Raw genomic sequence first — 17,503 nt, forward strand, 5'->3', positions numbered from 1 at the left:
CAAACTTGGTCTGGTCTTCCTTTGCGGCTGGTAAGCACTGCATCGGCTGAACTACAATCAGAACTTCCTGAAAACAGAGTTGTTTCTATGAAATTTACATGTCAGAGAGAACGCTTCCTGACACCGTTGCTCATGGTAGGTGGTGTAGTCGAAAAGAGACACACTATGCCTGTGCTGGCGAACGTGCTGATTCAGGCATCGCCGGAAGATGGTGTAAGCATTACTGCAACCAACAACGAAGTGGAACTGGTGGCTTATATTCGAGAGATCCAGGTTCACCAGGCCGGGGCGATTACGGTACCAGCTCGTAAGCTGAGCGATATCTGTCGTAGTCTGCCTGAGGGACAGATGCTGACTCTGGAATACGCCAACTCGAAGCTGGACCTTCGTTGTGCTACCAGCCATTTTTCCTTGGCGACTTTGCCGGCAGATCATTTTCCAAAAGTGGAAAATGAGAGCAGTGATATCTCCTTACGACTTCAACAGGCCAAGCTCAAGCGAATTATCGACGCCACGGCTTTTGCAATGGCTCAGCAGGATGTCCGTTACTATCTCAACGGACTTCTGCTGGAACTGAACCCCTCAGGCCTGCGCGCTGTCGCGACCGATGGGCATCGTCTGGCCATGGCTGGATTTGAGCACAAGCATGAACTCTTCGATGAAGGCGCCGAAGATACGACCGTTCAAAAGATCGTACCGCGAAAAGGTGTGCTAGAGCTTGCCAAACTGCTAGCCGATGACGAAGAAGCAGATTGCGAAGTTCTGATTGGTCATAATCACATCCGGGTATTGATGAAGGATTATGCGTTCAGTTCGAAACTCATCGAAGGCAAGTTTCCTGACTATCAGCGGGTCATACCCCGCAATAGTGACAAGAAAATGTTGGCCGATCGCCTACTACTCAAAAGTATGTTGAGCAGGGCGGCGATTCTCAGCCATGAAAGCTATCGCGGTGTACGGCTGCAATTCAGTGAAAACACCGTTGAGGTTTTTGCCAACAATCCCGAGCAGGAAGAAGCTGAGGATCGCTTGGAGGTTGAATACGCGTATGAAGATCTGCAGATGGGGTTCAATGTCGCCTACCTGCTTGATGTGTTAAATGTCATCAAGGATGAGCGGGTAGAAGTGGCGCTATCGAACCCAGCCAGCAGTGCACTCGTAGAAGGTGTGGACACCAAGGACGCCCTGTACGTCGTCATGCCGATGAGGCTATAGGGTTACCCAACATTCGTTTCATCAAAGGGATTGCTAATGAACGACACAGTGCAGAATACAGTCAAAGGTTTCTTGCGGATTGGTCAGACGGTCAGTGTTCTGGCCTCGACTGGCATCAGCTGGGTGGCAGGTGACAGACCGCCACCGCCACGCTTGCTGCGACAGACCTTTGAGCGCCTTGGTTCTACCTACATTAAGCTCGGGCAGTTCATCGCATCGTCTCCAACGTTCTTCCCGCCATCTTACGTCGAAGAGTTTCAGTATTGCCTCGATCAGACGAAGCCTCTGCCGTTCACTGTAATTCAGAGAATTCTGGATGAAGAGTTTGGTGATCGCTTGTCGGAAGTGTTTTCCCATGTTGATCATGTGCCATTGGCTTCGGCATCGATTGCCCAGGTCCATGCGGCTAAGCTGGTCAATGGTGATGACGTCGTTATCAAGGTTCAGAAACCAGGTGTACGTAATATTCTGGTGACCGACCTCAATTTCCTCTACGCCGGCGCCCGAATACTCGAGTTGCTCGCGCCGAAGCTGTCCTGGACTTCACTATCAGGCATCGTCGAAGAAATTCAGAAGACAATGGTTGAGGAATGTGACTTCTATAAGGAAGGTCAAAACCTCGATGAGTTCCGAGCTTTTCTGAACGCCACGGGAAATACAGATGTGGTAGTCCCGAAGCACTATGAACACGCCTCGACAATGAAAGTGCTGACGATGGAGCGTTTTTATGGCGTGCCATTGACCGATCTCGAGACTATTCGAACATATTGTAGTGACCCTGAGCGCACTTTGATTACTGCGATGAATGCCTGGTTTTCAAGTTTGACCCAGTGCGATTTTTTCCACGCTGATGTTCATGCCGGCAATCTCATGGTGTTGCGAGACGGTCGTATCGGGTTCATAGACTTTGGAATCGTGGGTCGGATCCCTAAAGGCGCCTGGAAGGCAATATCTGATTTCATCACGGCAATCATGATGATGAACTTCCATGACATGGCGAGTGCCATGATCCGCATTGGCGTGACTCATACTGAAGTCGACATAGCTGATCTGGCGGCCGACATTCAGCGCTTGTACAAGAAGATGGATAGAATGGTGCCGAATGCGGATTCTCAGCAGATGTACACCGACACTTTGAACGAAGCTGAAGAGATTAATACGATCCTGATGGATCTTGTAAAAACCGGTGAATCTCATGGTTTACATTTTCCCCGAGAATTTGCCCTGCTTATAAAGCAGTTCCTCTACTTCGATCGGTATATTCACTTGCTGGCGCCTGACCTCGATATGTTCATGGACGAGCGACTCAGTCTTGTTCAGTAGGGTGTCCTCATTCCTCGTCTAGTATTCACGCCTCGTGCCTTGATGGGCTTCCATAGCCCATCATGATTTCTTCGCTTCAACTACAGAATTTTCGTGCGATATCTGCCCTGGATCTTAGCTTCCAATCGGCCGCTACCGATGCTGCAAATTCGGATATCTCAACATCGTCACGCATACTCTTCTACGGCGCAAACGCCCAGGGAAAGACTTCAATTCTCGAAGGCCTTCATCTGTTGTTGACTGGGCGGTCCTTCAAAACCAGCTTCCTTGATCAACTTATCGGTCCTTATGACACCGCCCTGTTAGCGAGAGGCGTCATCCACCTCTCCCATCAGCAAGACATCTCTCGACATCAGCTCGGTATTCAAAAGATAAAGAAATCCCAGCTTCGCGTCTCGATGGATGGTAATGCGGTTAAAAGTTCTATGGTCCTCGCTCGTCTGCTGCCTGTCCAAGTCATCGACCACCAAAGCCTGCAGCTTATAGTGGGAGAGCCTGGCATACGGCGTCGCTTTCTGGACTGGGGAGTGTTCCACGTGGAACGTAGTTATGGTCCTCTTTTCAAAAAGTGGCAGTCAACGCTTGCTCAGCGAAATGCCTCACTGAAAGAATTGAAGCGTCACGCCGGGCCTGCCGAGGAAAAAGAGCTTCGAGCCTGGACAGAGGCATTCATTGATCACTCGGTGCAACTCGCTCGAGTACGCCAAGCCTATTTTGATGGATACACCCAGTATCTTCGTGCTCAAAGCGATGCCGCTGTAGAGCAAAGCTCAGTGGGCATTCCAGTCGCCGGAATTGAGGCTCTTAGCCTCAAGTTGAAACATGGTTTCGGTTTCGACAACTCCCAGGCGGACAGCGATCTCATGGCGGATTTTCGTGAAGAGCTCTTAGCCAAACGCGACTATGAAATCGTCACGGGTCGGACCTATTCTGGTCCACAGCGTGCTGATATCGTTATTGCAACAGAGGAATATGCCGCCAAAGACGTGCTATCGCGCGGTCAATGTAAAATGGCATCCGCCCTATTGTTGCTAAGACAGGTGCAGCACCTGCGCCATAGTGCTGCAGGAAGCCGTACGGCTGTATTAGTGGATGACCTGACTGCGGAGCTCGATCAGGATAGATCGGCTACGCTACTGGCTGAATTATCGAATTCCTGCTCCCAGGTATTCATTACTGCACTGGCGGGGCAACCCGAAGAACTACCAGATTTCCTTCGACATTTTAACGAAGCACCTCTATCCGCCATGTTCCACGTGGAACATGGTCAGGCCCAGCGGATTTTATCTACGAAATAGCAGCGTGGTCCTCGACGGTATATGTTCCACGTGGAACACTCTTCAGTCCCTAGAAAACTTGCTTCCATCTCATCACTAAGTTTTTACGATCCAATGAAGAGCCGCAATTTCATTGGTGGGTAGCTTCAAATTTAGCAGCTCAGCATTCCTATACAGCTGGACCTTTCAATCGCCTGTACGGAGTTATTACCGGTAAAGGTGTAAAGCCATAAGTCAGCATTCAGGGAGGATGGGATGATATGGGGCAGCTATTCGCGGAGTGGTACTTTCGGAAAAGTTCGAAAAAAATTCCAGACATAGCATTTAATCCATTTGGCAGCATTGCGCCATTGTCTCCGATGTTCCACGTGAAACTCTAGGCAGCCGCGAATTCGGCGAATCGTCTCGTCCAGTCTCTTCAAGCGCGAAATGCGGTAGAACGCTGAAAGCTCATGGCTCATTAGCAAAAATACCTTCATATACAGTGCGTGGTTCCACGTGGAGCGTCGCCTAATACCAGACGCAGGGGTGCAAATTTACCGGCCTCCTCAGGCGGTCTAGTGGCCATATAGAGAGGCTAAAAGTCTGGGTTTCTAGTATAATGAAGCCACTTAAAAACCGCGTAAGGAATATCATGTCTCAGGGCGAATACAATTCATCAAGTATAAAAGTGCTCAAGGGTCTGGATGCAGTGCGTAAGCGACCCGGTATGTATATCGGTGACACAGATGATGGGTCGGGGCTGCATCACTTGGTATTCGAGGTGGTCGACAACTCTATCGATGAAGCGCTCGCCGGGCATTGTTCTGAGATCCAGGTAAAGATTCATGCCGACGAGTCGATTACTGTTACGGATGATGGGCGTGGTATTCCGGTCGACATACATGAAGAGACGGGCACCTCTGCTGCGGAAGTCATCTTGACTGTTCTGCACGCCGGCGGAAAGTTCGACGACAACGCCTATAAGGTGAGTGGTGGTCTTCACGGAGTCGGTGTATCCGTTGTCAATGCGCTGTCAGAGCAATTGAAGCTGACGGTACGCCGCAGTGGCAAGGTACATCAGCAGATGTATGTGCATGGTGTGCCGCAGGCAGATCTTGCCATCATTGGCGATACTGACCGCTCTGGTACTCAAATCCATTTCAAGCCATCGGCAGAGACCTTTACTAATATTGTCTTCCATTACGACATTCTTGCTAAGCGGATCAGGGAACTGGCTTTTCTGAATTCAGGTATCCGGATATCCCTGACCGACGAGCGATCTGGAAAGAGCGAAGATTTTTTCTATGAAGGCGGACTGAGAGCGTTCGTGGAGTATCTTAATCAGAATAAGACTCCGCTGAATCGGGTTTTCCATTTTATCAAAGAGCGCGAAGACGGCGTTACCGTTGAAGTGGCACTTCAGTGGAATGACACATTTCAGGAAAATATCTACTGCTTTACCAACAATATTCCGCAGCGTGATGGCGGGACACACCTGGCAGGTTTTCGTGGGGCTCTCACCAGAAGTCTCAACCAATATATCGAGAAAGAATCTCTCTTGCGCAAAAGCAAGGTGGCCACCTCCGGTGACGATGCCCGCGAAGGCTTGACGGCTATCGTGTCAGTAAAAGTGCCTGACCCCAAGTTCAGCTCGCAAACCAAAGACAAACTCGTGTCATCGGAAGTGAAGACTGCAGTTGAACATGAGATGAATAACTACTTTGCCGACTACTTGGCTGAAAATCCGAATGAGGCCAAAAGCATCGTCAACAAGATGATTGATGCTGCTCGAGCCCGAGAAGCTGCGCGAAAGGCGCGCGAAATGACTCGACGGAAGGGCGCTCTGGATATTGCTGGTCTGCCTGGCAAACTGGCTGATTGCCAGGAAAAAGACCCGAGTAAATCCGAATTGTTCATAGTGGAGGGTGACTCTGCAGGCGGCTCGGCCAAGCAGGGGCGTGACCGTAAGACCCAGGCAATTCTGCCATTGAAAGGCAAAATTCTGAATGTCGAGAAAGCTCGATTCGACAAGATGCTTGCTTCAGCTGAAGTAGGCACGCTGATCACCGCGCTTGGTTGTGGCATCGGTCGCGAAGAATTTGATATCAACAAACTTCGATATCACAGCATCATTATCATGACTGATGCCGATGTGGATGGTTCTCACATTCGAACACTATTGCTGACCTTCTTCTTCAGGCAAATGCGGGATATTGTCGAAGGTGGCCATATCTTCATTGCGATGCCACCACTCTATAAGGTCAAGAAAGGAAAGCAGGAGCAATATCTAAAGGATGAAAAGGCTCTGGAGCAGTATCTGCTCCAATCGGCGCTTGATGGCACCATGTTATATGGTTCGGCAGACACGCCGCCTATACAGGGACCGGCTCTCGAAAAACTGGTCAATGAGTTCAAGAAGGTTGAATCGTTGATCGAGCGGATGTCTCGTACCTATCCGAAGGACGTGCTCAAACGGTTGCTGGAAGTTCCGCGTATCGGGCAGCAAGAGTTCTCTGAGCAGACACACTCCCAGAGCTGGTCTGAGCGTTTTGGCGCTTTGCTGACTACGGGCACGGTGACCAACGGCACCTTATACAGTGTTGATTCTGTACTTAATCCAGAGACGCAACTGTATATGCAGCGAGTCATTCAAACCCAGCACGGCATTGAGACAGTCTACGACCTGAATGATGATTTCTTCCTGTCCTCTTCGTATGAAGCGATTGCGAATCTGGGCAGTCAATTGGAAGGGCTTATTGAAGATGACGCCTTTATTCAAAAGGGCGAAAAGAAGCAAGCCATCAGTAGTTTCGAAGCTGCCATTCAGTGGCTGATGCAGGAAGCGATGAAGGGGCAGAGCATCCAGCGTTATAAGGGGCTCGGTGAAATGAACCCAGACCAACTCTGGGAAACGACGATGGATCCGGAAAGTAGGCGAATGATGAAGGTAAGCGTTGAGGATGCTATCGCGGCAGACCAAATCTTCACTACCTTAATGGGCGACGATGTGGAACCGCGTCGTGCATTCATTCAGACGAACGCTCTGACGGTGACCAATCTGGATATCTAGCTTCTGTACCAAAGTTAGCGCTAGGATAGTGAGGATGAAGACCCGGCAGCCTGCCGGGTTTTTTCGTTTTAAAGGCTCATGTATAAAGTCCAGCCACTGGGTGTAGCCTATACTTCAACATGCACCTTGTTGTTGGTCCAGATCCTGCAAGTTGTCTTTAACTTACGGAATTATCTGCATGAATTCCGGTCTATTTATCATCAATACAGAAAAAAATAAGGATCCTTATGAAACATGAAGACACGCGCTCAGACAGGCTCCAGTCAGACGGACTTCGTGCTCCCACGCAGGCTCACCTATCGCAAACACCGTTCAGTCTTCGGCCGTTGGCCTATGCCACTTCCTTGTTGGCCTTGCTTGGTGGTAGTGCGATCAGTGGCCAGGTATCGGCCGCTGGCTTTCAGCTCAGCGAGCATGGCGCCCGAGGCCTAGGTAGAGCTAATGCCGGTGAGGCGGCTATCGGCGATACCGCTGCGGTGCTCGCGCGCAATACAGCAGCCATGACACGCCTCGAGGGCATAAATGTGTCGGGTGTACTCTCATTCATTGATCTCGAAGTCGAGGCAAATGGTACAACCACTACGGCGAGCGGAATTACATTGCCCGCCAACGATGACAATGCAGGTCCGAATGCCTTCGTTCCAGGCTTCTATTCAAGCTATCAGCTGGATGAAAAACTTTTTGTAGGATTTGCAGTATTTAGTAATTTTGGCCTCAAAACTGATTACGACAGCAGATTTGGTGGCCTTGATGTGGCCGACGAAGCCTCAGTTGAAACAGTGAATATTACGCCCTCCATCGCCTACAAACTGACTGATCAGGTAAGCCTTGGCTTTGGTATTGATTACGTATTAGCGGATGCACAGCTCAATACGAGTGTTCCAGCTTTCGTGCCTGGTGTACCCGGAACACCGAAGATCCTCGACCTTGAAGGTGACGGCGATGCATTCGGATATCATCTCAGTGCGCTGTTCGAACTGACGCAGGCAACGCGTATCGGAATGCAGTATCGCTCGAGTCTCGATATCGATATCGAAGGTGACGCCGAATCCGAGTTTCCTGCGCCATTCAGTTCTGACGGTTCGCTAGAACTGAACCTGCCCGACATCGCAGAGATAGCCGCCTATCATGAGATCAATAGCGACTGGGCAGTTCACGGAAGCGTGAACTATACAAACTGGGAGCGATTTGATTCATTGATCGCGGATATCGATGCCGTTCCAACTGGCCCGGTAACGCTGAAGGAAGAGAATTGGGATGCCAACCTGCGCTATGCCATAGGTGTCACCCATAACCTCAATGAACGGATTATCCTGAGAGGTGGCTTCGCGCTCGATAAGTCACCGGTGCCCCGAGAAAACAGGACCCTCTCGATTCCGGACAGTGATCGGATGTGGTTTTCGGCCGGTGCGAGTTACCTGGCCAGCGACAACCTGTCGTTAGACTTCGGTATTTCGCGCCTTGAGGGTGATTCGGTAGAAGTGACCGAAGTATCGGCCTTGGGTAATACCGTTGTGGCTGAAGTCGAAGGCAGTGCCACAATTGCCAGCGTTCAGGTCAACGCGGCATTCTAGAAGAAAGGTCTGTAAAGGAGCTGCCGCGAGATGACTCGACGGCAGCTTTTTTTTGTTTGCGGTTTATAGCGAGCTTTATGAGGAGAGCTCGGCGATATCTGCAATGTTCAGGAACAGCGCGCGCAGCCGTCGCAATAGCATCAAGCGATTATCCCGCAGAGCAGGATCTTCAGCCATCACCATAACCTCATCAAAGAACTTGTCGGTCACTGTTTTCAGTTGAGCAAGTTCCTTGAGCGCCTCGGCAAAATGTCCAGAGATTAACAGAGGCCTTGTGGTGTCTTCGCAGGCCACCACACCATCGTAAAGCGCACGTTCTTCATTATTCTGAAATAGGCGGTCATCCACCGATCCTGGCTCCGCCGAATCCTGCAAATCCGACTTGGCGAGAATGTTACTGACCCGTTTGTTGGCAGCGATGAGAGCCTCGGCTTCAGGCATACTCCTGAAGGCTTCGACAGCCAGGATTCGCTGATGAAACTCGAATGGACTGCGAACCGGACGCTTTCTCACGGCGAGAAAAGCTGCACTCGAAATGCCCTGCTCTTCATACAGGTTTCTGAAACGGTCGAACACATAATCGAATACGATGGTCTGCAGCTCAGGATCGAATGAGCGTGTTTCGGTGTATCCGCTTATCGCTGCACCAATCACTTCATACAGATCCAGGTCCAGGCTGTGTTCAATACAAATTCTGAGGACACCGAGGGCGGCCCTACGCAGGGCAAATGGATCCTTGGTGCCCGTAGGTGCCTGACCGATGCCGAAGATACCGGTCAATGTATCCAGTCGGTCTGCCAGTGCAACGGATGCGGCAATTTTACTTTGAGGTACCCTGTCGCCTGCGAAGCGTGGCCAGTAATGTTCTTCAATGGCAGCGGCCAGTTCGGCAGGCTCGCCGTCATGAATCGCATAGTACCTGCCCATGGTGCCCTGAAGCTCGGGAAATTCAAGCACCATATCGCTGACCAGATCGGCCTTGCTCAACAGCCCCGCACGGCTAGCCTGCGCTCCGTCAGCCTTGATCAGCGTAGCCACTGTGGCTGCAAGGGTCTCGAGCCGCTTGGATTTTTCCAGCACCGTCCCCAGAGATTTCTGGAACAGAATGCTTTCAAGCTTCGGCAAACGCGACTCGAGCGTCTGCTTGCGATCAGTTTCATAGAAGAATGCCGCGTCGCTGAGGCGTGGTCGAACCACCCGCTCGTTGCCTGCCACGACCTTTTCAGGGTCCTTGCTCTGAAGATTGGCAATAAACACAAACGCTGCCAGCATGGCGCCGTCAGCACCGACGATATGAAAATACTTTTGATTTTCCTTCATTGTGCTGATGAGACATTCGGCTGGCACTTCGAGAAATCGCTCCTCGAAGCGGCCCACCATGGCCACCGGCCAATCGGTGAGTGCCGTGACTTCTGTCAGGAGATCTTCATCGATCACGGCCTGAATGCCATTCTCTTTCGCAGCTGGGAACACTTCGCTCACGACGTCTGCGATCTGCCGTCGTATGGATGTCCTACGCTCTTCGAAGTCGACAATGACCTTCGCATCCCGCAGTTGGTCCCTATAGCGCTCGATTGATTCGATTGTGAGTACTCCCGGCGAGTGCGCGCGGTGGCCTCGAGTGTCGCGACCACTGCTGATGCCGAAAATCTCCAGCGGCAGAATCTCATTGCCGTAGAGTGCAAGCAGCCAATGCAGAGGCCGAATGAATTCATTTCGTGAAGCGCCCCATCTCATACGCTTGGCAATGGGTAGCTGCTGCAGCGACTGCTGAATCAGTTCAGGTAGAATCGCCTCGGCAGCCCGCCCTGGTTCATTGGCACGGAACATCATCCAGGCGCCTTTATCAGTCTCCAGAAGCTCAAGCGCTTCCACGTCCACCTGACAGGATCTCGCGAAACCGAGTAGCGCTTTCGTAGGCTGTCCTTCAGCATCATAGGCAGCCTGTTTCGCTGGACCACGGCGCTCGACCTGTCGATCATTCTGTTTTGTAGCCAATTCGTGAATGATGAGCACAAGGCGGCGCGGGGCTCCGAGTACCTCGATCTCTCGATATGAGAGCTCGGCAGCGTGCAACCCGCTCTCCATGTGTTGTTTCAAACTTTGCATCAGCACAGGCATGGCTTTGGGGGGCAGCTCTTCGAGGCCGAGCTCCAGCAGGAAATCCTTGGCTTGCATCGTTATATCCAGATGATTTGAAGTATGAGGCGACGGTGTCGCAAATTAGGCGCTCTTGTTAGCGATGAGCGCTGCCGTATGTTCGGGATCAGCCAAGGGGAAGCCCAGAGCTTCACGACGATCGAAATAGGCCTGAGCCACTGCTCTGGCCAGGGCACGAACACGAAGAATGAATCGCTGTCGTTCGGTGACCGAGATGGCATGACGTGCATCGAGCAGGTTGAAGGCATGCGAGGCCTTCAGCACCATTTCATAGGCCGGCAGTGGCAAGCCCTTTTCGATCAATCGCTGACTGTCCTGTTCGCAGGCATCAAATTGAGCAAAGAGCGACTCGACATTGGCATGCTCAAAGTTGAAGGTCGACATCTCGACTTCGTTCTGGTGAAAGACGTCGCCATAGGTCACTTTGCCGTGCGGGCCATGCGTCCACACGAGGTCGAAAATGCTGTCGACACCCTGGAGATACATGGCAATTCGCTCCAGCCCGTAAGTGATCTCACCGGTGACCGGGAAGCATTCGAGCCCACCAACCTGCTGGAAATAGGTGAATTGTGTCACCTCCATGCCATTCAGCCAGATTTCCCAGCCCAGACCCCATGCGCCCAGTGTCGGACTTTCCCAGTTGTCTTCGACAAAGCGGATATCGTGCACCAGAGGATCTATGCCCAATGCTTCGAGCGAGCCAAGATAGAGTTCCTGTATATTAGGTGGTGATGGCTTGAGAATGACCTGATACTGGTAATAATGCTGAAGTCGATTTGGATTCTCACCATAGCGGCCGTCAGTTGGGCGACGGCAAGGCTGAACATAGGCAGTGTTCCAGCGCTCAGGCCCGATGGCACGCAGGAAAGTAGCCGGATGGAAGGTGCCGGCGCCCACTTCCATGTCGAGCGGCTGCAGGATCACGCAGCCCTGTTCAGACCAGTAATTCTGCAAGATGGCGATGAGGCCCTGAAAGGTCGTGGCATCGTGGCCTTGTGAAAGCTCTCGTGATGGGGCGGTCTTATTCGATACCGTCATGATTTTCCAAACTCCGTCCTGGCAATACTGTAAAGATGCGGCGGGCGCTCAATCGGAATGCAACCCATGACAAAACAAGCGCGTAATTATACCCTTTGCCTCACTGTAATCTACCAGCAAGTACTCAACGCGCATACGCCACCTGTATGGAGCGCCAACTTAGCACATAGGACCACATGATTTGAAAGCACGACTGCTCTCGGCCGCCCTGAGAAGGCTGCTTGGTCTGATGTCACGATTGTCTTTGCCAGCCTTGCAGAGAATCGGGAGGCTGGCGGGGCGGTTCGCCGTGGTCTGGCAGACAGAAGCGCTCAGGATAACGCGTATCAATATAGACGCCTGCTATCCTCGTCTCAGTCGACCCCAGCGCGAACAGCTAGTGATGCAGAGCATGCAGAATACCGGGATGGTGGCGGCCGAGATGGCAGCGATCTGGGAGTGGCCAACGGAGCGGGTGCTGCAGCTGATTCAGCATGTGGAGGGGCTCAATCACATCGAAGAGGCGAAGCAGTCCGGGCGTGGCTTGATTGTTCTGGTTCCGCACCTTGGCAACTGGGAGCTGAGTGGCTTGTTTCTCGCGCATCATTTCACGATCCGCTCGCTGTATCTGCAGCCGAAATTGCCAGGAATGGATGAATATATGCGTAGCGTTCGCGAGCGTAATGGCTCGACGCTGGTGCCCGCTGGCAAGCGAGGGGTCATGAGTCTGTTCACCAGTCTGCGTGAAGGCGGCGTCACCGGCATTCTTCCCGACCAGTCCCCTGAGCGCAGTGGCGGTATCTTCGTGCCCTTTTTTGGCCAGCACACTCATACGATGAAGCTGGTGCCTCGTCTGATCGACAAGACGGGTGCCCGGGTATTGATGATGACCAGCCTGAGGAATCGCAATGGAGGCTTCGACGTTCATGTGCAGAAGCCGCTGGACGCCATCTATTCCAGCGATCTGCATGAGTCAGCGGCAGCGATGAACGCCAGTATGGAGGCACTCATCACACTGGCGCCTGAGCAATATCAATGGGAGTACAAGCGTTTCAAACATCTGCCGGACAAGGCCCGGCACATGTATCGAGTCTAGCCGTACGGGACACTAGTGTGCGCCGAAGCTCAATTTTCGCTTCGGGTCAGCAAGCGTTCAGCCAGGTTGCCCGTAGTGCCTACCGTGGACAGGCCCGAGCGGCTGCCGATGTTGATTCTCACCAGATCAGGCAGGCTCTCCGGATTGTCTGGCTGACCCACATACTGAATCAGGGCGAAATCCTGTTCGATGACACTGATGGCTCGCACCTGCGTTTCGCCGGGAAGGCCTGACGAGAACTCAACGATCGGCGCGCCGCTTGTGAGATCGAACTGGGTGAGCTGCGAGGCGTTGAAAAATCGGCCCTCGGTGGCGGTGTCGATATAGGCTGGCTCGGTCGTGACAACAGTTTCACCATCAACCAGTGTCTCGGTCGTAGTACTGAAACCCTGAAGCAACACCGGCAGATATGTCAGGCCATCCTCTCGATAATGATCGAAGAACAGCCAGTTCGCGTTTTCGAAACAGCCCGCTTCAGGTGTTGGTGGGGTGCACAGTGGCACCGTGAGTGAATCCTGTGGGATCACCACAGCAATTGGGGGCGACTCGAAGCTGGCGAACACGACATCAGTACCAGCGAGAAAGGCATTTTCAGCGGCTAGGCCGGACGTGATCGGGGTCACGTCCATCGTTTCCGGCGTGACTCTTAGCAGCTCACCGGCCTGGGTGACTGTCCACAGAAAGTCTCTGCTGGCCTGCAGGGACGGCCGAATGACCCCATAGCTACTGAGATCAGCCACCACTTCGACCTGTTGTTCAGCAAGTCTGACGACTTTGAGCACCGCGCCGTCCAGGAAGAACAGATTAGTCCCCCGAAGAAGCTGAACGCGATTGTCCAGTGAGGGCACGGTCAGTGTCGTGAGCACGACAGGCGCGACAGCAGGGTCGACATAGGCGGCCGGCGGGAGCTGATACAGCGTTCCGGCAAAAGACAGAAGTATGTCTTCGCCGTAAGCGATCTCACTACCGACGAGCGAACCGAGCTCGAGTGCAGGATCAACTGCGACGGACCTGACCACAGCGCCAGCCTTGTCACGAAGTTCGAGCGTGCCTTCGATTTTCATGAAGTAGCCCAGAATGCTGCCATCGAGTGCCGTCAGCGGCTTGCCGAAAAACTCCATGGCCGTAGCGGCCTCAGGCAGGTTCAGGGGGCCCGCTGTGAGGGGGAGTCTGACGAAGGCTGCCGTACCCGCAGCACATTCTTCTGGCGTACCGTAGCGGACGATCAGGGTGCTGTCGGCGAAGCCGAGACCATCGGTGAGGAGTCGGCGATCCATCACTGCCCCGTTCGTGCCGCAGGCAGGTTCGCTGAAACTTGTCAGCTGTTTCAATTCGGTGGTGGTCGGGTCGCCCAGGAAGAAACGGTTGTTTTCTTCAATGAGCACATAGCTCTGGGTAAACCTGCCATTGCCCAGCGGAATCAGCGGAGCAAAGGCTTCAGCGGGCTGACCAGCACTCTGACGAAGTACACTCAACTGACGCACATCCACACTGTAGGTTTGCGTTAGCGGATCAGGTTCGTTTGGCAGGCGAGTGGCCTCGAAGAAGAGCCGGTTGATAATCGGATAGTTCGCCTGCGGTGTCACGATGACTACGGGTGGCTGCGGCTCAGGTTCCGGCGGCGGCGGACGCCGCTTCTTTTCGTCTTCCAGACCAAGTTCCTCGCAGCCCTGCAACAACAGAAAGCCGGCAAGCAGTCCGATGGTCACCATGACAGGCTTGAACCTGGTGAAGAAAGTTTTTGGTAGAGCCGGATCGTAGGCCAATTGCATAAACGTCTTGCTTCCGAATTTGAACGAGTGATTCACCCGCAAAGATTAAAACATTTCGTAACATGATTACGCGAACCAGTGCCAAAGCCGGGAAGCTGCTGACGTGGATCGTGCGCCAGCGATGACTTTTTGTGGACTGAACGCGTTAACGTCGCCAGAAGGCGGGGGTGAATAATATCAGAAGTGTGAAGACTTCGAGTCGTCCAAGCAGCATGCCGAAGCATAGCGTCCATTTCGCCACGGCATTGATATCGCCATAGTGGAAGGCCACATCGCCCAGCCCCGGACCGAGATTGTTGATGGCGGCGCCGACGGCCGACCAGGCTGTTACCAGATCCAACCCAGTCGCTAGTAAAATCATCTGCATGACGATGAAGGAGAGCATGTAGACAGCAATGAAGCCCCAGACTGCTTCAAGAATTCGGTCAGACACTGGACGCTTGCCAAGCTTTACCCGGAATACGGCGGAGGGATGTACCAGCCTCTTGATCTCACGGGCCCCCTGCTTGTACACCAACAATACCCGCATGACCTTCATGCCCCCGGCTGTCGACCCGGCGCAGCCTCCAACGAAGGCGACGACAAACAGGAGGAAGGGCAGAATCAGGGGCCAGTGAGCGAAGTCGGCGACGCCGAAGCCAGTCGTGGTCGCGATACTGACTACCTGGAACAGACCGTGAATGACACCCTTGCCGAAGGAATAGGTGTCGGTCCAGATCAGCACGGCGATAGTAATCAGGGATACCGCTAGCAGCAGCTTGAAATAGAACTTGAATTCGGCATCGCGCAGGTAGATGCGAATCGAACGTTCGCGCCAGGCAAAGAAGTGCAGCGCAAAATTGATCGAACTGGCGAACATGAAGAAAATGCAGATGAGTTCGATGACGGGATTATCGAAGTAGCCTATCGAAGCATCATGGGTTGAGAATCCACCGATCGCAATGGTCGCAAAACTGTGGCCGATGGCATCAAATACGTTCATGCCCGCAAAGTAGTAGGCGACAGCGCAGACGACAGTCATCGCGAGGTAGATGTACCACAAGGCCTTGGCGGTTTCGGTAATACGCGGGGTGAGTTTGTTATCCTTGACCGGGCCGGGGGTTTCCGCACGATAGAGCTGCATGCCACCAACACCAAGCATTGGCAGTATCGCTACCGCCAGCACGATGATGCCCATCCCACCGAACCACTGAAGCTGCTGTCGGTACCATCGCACGGATTCAGGCAGTTCATCGATATTGGTCAGTACCGTGGCCCCGGTGGTGGTCAGGCCAGAGACCGATTCAAACACAGAATCGGTAAAGCTCATGTCGATGGCCGCGTTGAAGTAGAAGGGCGCGGAACCGGAAATTCCGAGCAGAACCCAGAACAGTACGGTGATCAGGAAGCCATCGCGGACCCTGAGTTCGGAGCGATAATTCCTGGTGGGAAACCATATCAGTAAGCCAAGCGCGAACAGCAGTGCCATCGCATTGCGAAACGGTACGACCTGCCCATCCGCATAGATAACCGACACGATGATGGACGGCAGCAGCGTAAGGCTGAATAGCATCAGCAGTACGCCCAATATTCTAGCTATTGCCTGGTAATGCAAAGCGATCCCGGTCCTTATTGTCAGTCGTACGAGCAGAAAATCTAGAAGAAGGTGAGCCCTACCTGGAACAGTCGTTCGACCTCACGGATCTTGCGTTTGTCCAGCAGGAAGACGATGGCATGATCATCGGGTTCAATGCGAATGTGGTCATGCGCAATCAGTACTTCACTGCGCCGCATGATCGCACTGATAGTGGCGCCCTCCGGCAGATTCAGCTCATCGATACGTTTGCCGACGACTTTCGACGACCGGTGGTCACCATGCGCGATGACTTCGATGGCCTCGGCCGCGCCACGACGAAGTGAGTGCGCAGCCACGATATCACCTCGGCGAACATGAGACAGCAGACTGCCAATCGTGGTCTGCTGCGGCGAAATGGCAATGTCGATTTCGCCACCCTGTATGAGGTCGACGTAATCCGGATTATTGATCAGCGTCATGACTTTGCGGACACCGAGTCGCTTGGCCAGCATGCTGGCCATGATGTTGGCCTCATCGTCGTTGGTCAGCGCACAGAAGACATCGGTATCCTCGATATTCTCTTCCAGCAGCAGATCCTTGTTTGCCGCGTTACCGTGCAGCACGATCGTGTTGTCGAGCTCCTCTGAAAGGAACAGGCAGCGCTTGTGATTCTGTTCGATCAGCTTGACGTTATAACGGCCCTCCAGCATCTGCGCCAGTCGGGCACCGATGTTGCCGCCACCGGCGATCATGATTCGCTTGTAACTGCGGTCGGTTGGCTGCAGCTCTTTCATGACCATTTGAATGTGGTCACGTGCGGCGATGTAGAACACCTCATCTCCCGGCTCCACGATGGTGTCCCCGACGGGAATGAGGCCCCGCCCCTTGCGATAGATGGCCGCTACCCGGGTATCGATGTGCGGAAGATGTTTCCGTAGATAGGAAATTTCATGACCGACAAGCGGTGCTCCGGGAACGGCCTTGATGCCGACCAGGCGAATCTTGCCGTTCGAAAAGTCGAGCACCTGCAGTGCGCCGGGGTTATCGATAAGGCGACTGATATGCTGGGTGACGACGAGCTCCGGACTGATGAGTACGTCGATCGGGAAGGCTTCCAGGCCAAACAGCTCCTTACTGGACAGGTAGGACGCTGCCCGTACCCTGCTGATCTTGGTGGGAGTCTTGAACAGTGTGTGCGCCACCTGACAGGCCACCATGTTGATCTCATCGCTATTGGTGACGGCAATGAGCATATCAGCATCGTCAGCGCCGGCCTGCTTCAACACATTGGGATACGAACCAGAACCTTTGACTGTGCGAATATCCAGCGTGTCCTGGAGTGTTCTGAGGCGGCTCTCGTCGAGATCGACTACGGTGATGTCGTTGGCTTCACTCGCCAGATTGTCCGCCAGACTTCCGCCGACCTGACCAGCACCGAGGATGATGATTTTCATGGGCTATA

At 53.1% G+C, this 17,503-nt stretch carries 11 protein-coding genes; 6 read left to right on the top strand and 5 right to left on the bottom strand.

The window, feature by feature from the left end; genetic code table 11:
- Positions 1–87: 87 nt before the first annotated feature.
- The 5 genes from dnaN (at position 88) to ABD735_RS10555 (ending at position 8,441) form a co-directional block, all read left to right on the top strand.
- Complete coding sequence (dnaN, locus tag ABD735_RS10535) at positions 88–1,215, top strand: DNA polymerase III subunit beta (protein WP_344806090.1); 1,128 nt, start codon at positions 88–90, stop codon at positions 1,213–1,215.
- Positions 1,216–1,251: 36 nt separating this feature from the next.
- On the top strand, positions 1,252–2,538 hold the full coding sequence (locus ABD735_RS10540; protein WP_344806092.1) for an ABC1 kinase family protein: 1,287 nt from the start codon (positions 1,252–1,254) through the stop codon (positions 2,536–2,538).
- A 62-nt stretch (positions 2,539–2,600) separates the two neighbouring features.
- The gene (recF, locus tag ABD735_RS10545) at positions 2,601–3,836 is read left to right on the top strand and encodes a DNA replication/repair protein RecF (RefSeq protein ID WP_344806094.1); all 1,236 of its coding nucleotides are present in this window, start codon (positions 2,601–2,603) and stop codon (positions 3,834–3,836) included.
- Positions 3,837–4,449: 613 nt separating this feature from the next.
- Positions 4,450–6,867, top strand: coding sequence for a DNA topoisomerase (ATP-hydrolyzing) subunit B (gene gyrB, locus ABD735_RS10550; protein WP_344806096.1), 2,418 nt, complete (start codon positions 4,450–4,452; stop codon positions 6,865–6,867).
- 227 nt (positions 6,868–7,094) lie between these two features.
- The gene (locus ABD735_RS10555; protein ID WP_344806098.1) at positions 7,095–8,441 is read left to right on the top strand and encodes an OmpP1/FadL family transporter; all 1,347 of its coding nucleotides are present in this window, start codon (positions 7,095–7,097) and stop codon (positions 8,439–8,441) included.
- Positions 8,442–8,516: 75 nt separating this feature from the next.
- Here the strand turns inward: ABD735_RS10555 and glyS are convergent, their stop codons facing one another.
- Positions 8,517–10,619 carry a glycine--tRNA ligase subunit beta gene (glyS, locus tag ABD735_RS10560; RefSeq protein ID WP_344806100.1) on the bottom strand — a complete coding sequence of 701 codons (2,103 nt, stop codon included), beginning with the start codon at positions 10,617–10,619 and terminating at the stop codon, positions 8,517–8,519.
- A gap of 45 nt (positions 10,620–10,664) precedes the next feature.
- Complete coding sequence (gene glyQ, locus ABD735_RS10565; protein WP_344806102.1) at positions 10,665–11,639, bottom strand: glycine--tRNA ligase subunit alpha; 975 nt, start codon at positions 11,637–11,639, stop codon at positions 10,665–10,667.
- A gap of 181 nt (positions 11,640–11,820) precedes the next feature.
- On the opposite strand from glyQ, the gene ABD735_RS10570 reads away from it, so the two are divergent.
- Positions 11,821–12,714: a lysophospholipid acyltransferase family protein gene (locus ABD735_RS10570; protein ID WP_344806104.1), complete on the top strand. Its 894-nt coding sequence runs from the start codon at positions 11,821–11,823 to the stop codon at positions 12,712–12,714.
- A gap of 29 nt (positions 12,715–12,743) precedes the next feature.
- On the opposite strand, the gene ABD735_RS10575 is transcribed toward ABD735_RS10570, so the two are convergent.
- From ABD735_RS10575 to trkA, 3 genes are all read right to left on the bottom strand, one after another.
- On the bottom strand, positions 12,744–14,486 hold the full coding sequence (locus tag ABD735_RS10575) for a hypothetical protein (protein ID WP_344806106.1): 1,743 nt from the start codon (positions 14,484–14,486) through the stop codon (positions 12,744–12,746).
- 145 nt (positions 14,487–14,631) lie between these two features.
- Positions 14,632–16,080, bottom strand: a complete 1,449-nt coding sequence (locus tag ABD735_RS10580; protein WP_344806108.1) for a TrkH family potassium uptake protein — start codon at positions 16,078–16,080, stop codon at positions 14,632–14,634.
- Between the two features lie 41 nt (positions 16,081–16,121).
- Positions 16,122–17,495, bottom strand: a complete 1,374-nt coding sequence (gene trkA, locus ABD735_RS10585; RefSeq protein ID WP_344806110.1) for a Trk system potassium transporter TrkA — start codon at positions 17,493–17,495, stop codon at positions 16,122–16,124.
- Between the last annotated feature and the right edge of the window lie 8 nt (positions 17,496–17,503).

The organism is Allohahella marinimesophila (assembly GCF_039538005.1).
Taxonomy (GTDB): Bacteria; Pseudomonadota; Gammaproteobacteria; order Pseudomonadales; family Oleiphilaceae; genus Allohahella; species Allohahella marinimesophila.

Bases quoted from the DNA above. Each gene is read 5' to 3' on its own strand.
- glyQ (WP_344806102.1), bottom strand. From the start codon at position 11,639: ATGACGGTATCGAATAAGACCGCCCCATCACGAGAGCTTTCACAAGGC.
- ABD735_RS10555 (WP_344806098.1), top strand. From the start codon at position 7,095: ATGAAACATGAAGACACGCGCTCAGACAGGCTCCAGTCAGACGGACTT.
- glyS (WP_344806100.1), bottom strand. From the start codon at position 10,619: ATGCAAGCCAAGGATTTCCTGCTGGAGCTCGGCCTCGAAGAGCTGCCC.
- dnaN (WP_344806090.1), top strand. From the start codon at position 88: ATGAAATTTACATGTCAGAGAGAACGCTTCCTGACACCGTTGCTCATG.
- ABD735_RS10575 (WP_344806106.1), bottom strand. From the start codon at position 14,486: ATGCAATTGGCCTACGATCCGGCTCTACCAAAAACTTTCTTCACCAGG.
- recF (WP_344806094.1), top strand. From the start codon at position 2,601: ATGATTTCTTCGCTTCAACTACAGAATTTTCGTGCGATATCTGCCCTG.
- ABD735_RS10540 (WP_344806092.1), top strand. From the start codon at position 1,252: ATGAACGACACAGTGCAGAATACAGTCAAAGGTTTCTTGCGGATTGGT.
- trkA (WP_344806110.1), bottom strand. From the start codon at position 17,495: ATGAAAATCATCATCCTCGGTGCTGGTCAGGTCGGCGGAAGTCTGGCG.
- gyrB (WP_344806096.1), top strand. From the start codon at position 4,450: ATGTCTCAGGGCGAATACAATTCATCAAGTATAAAAGTGCTCAAGGGT.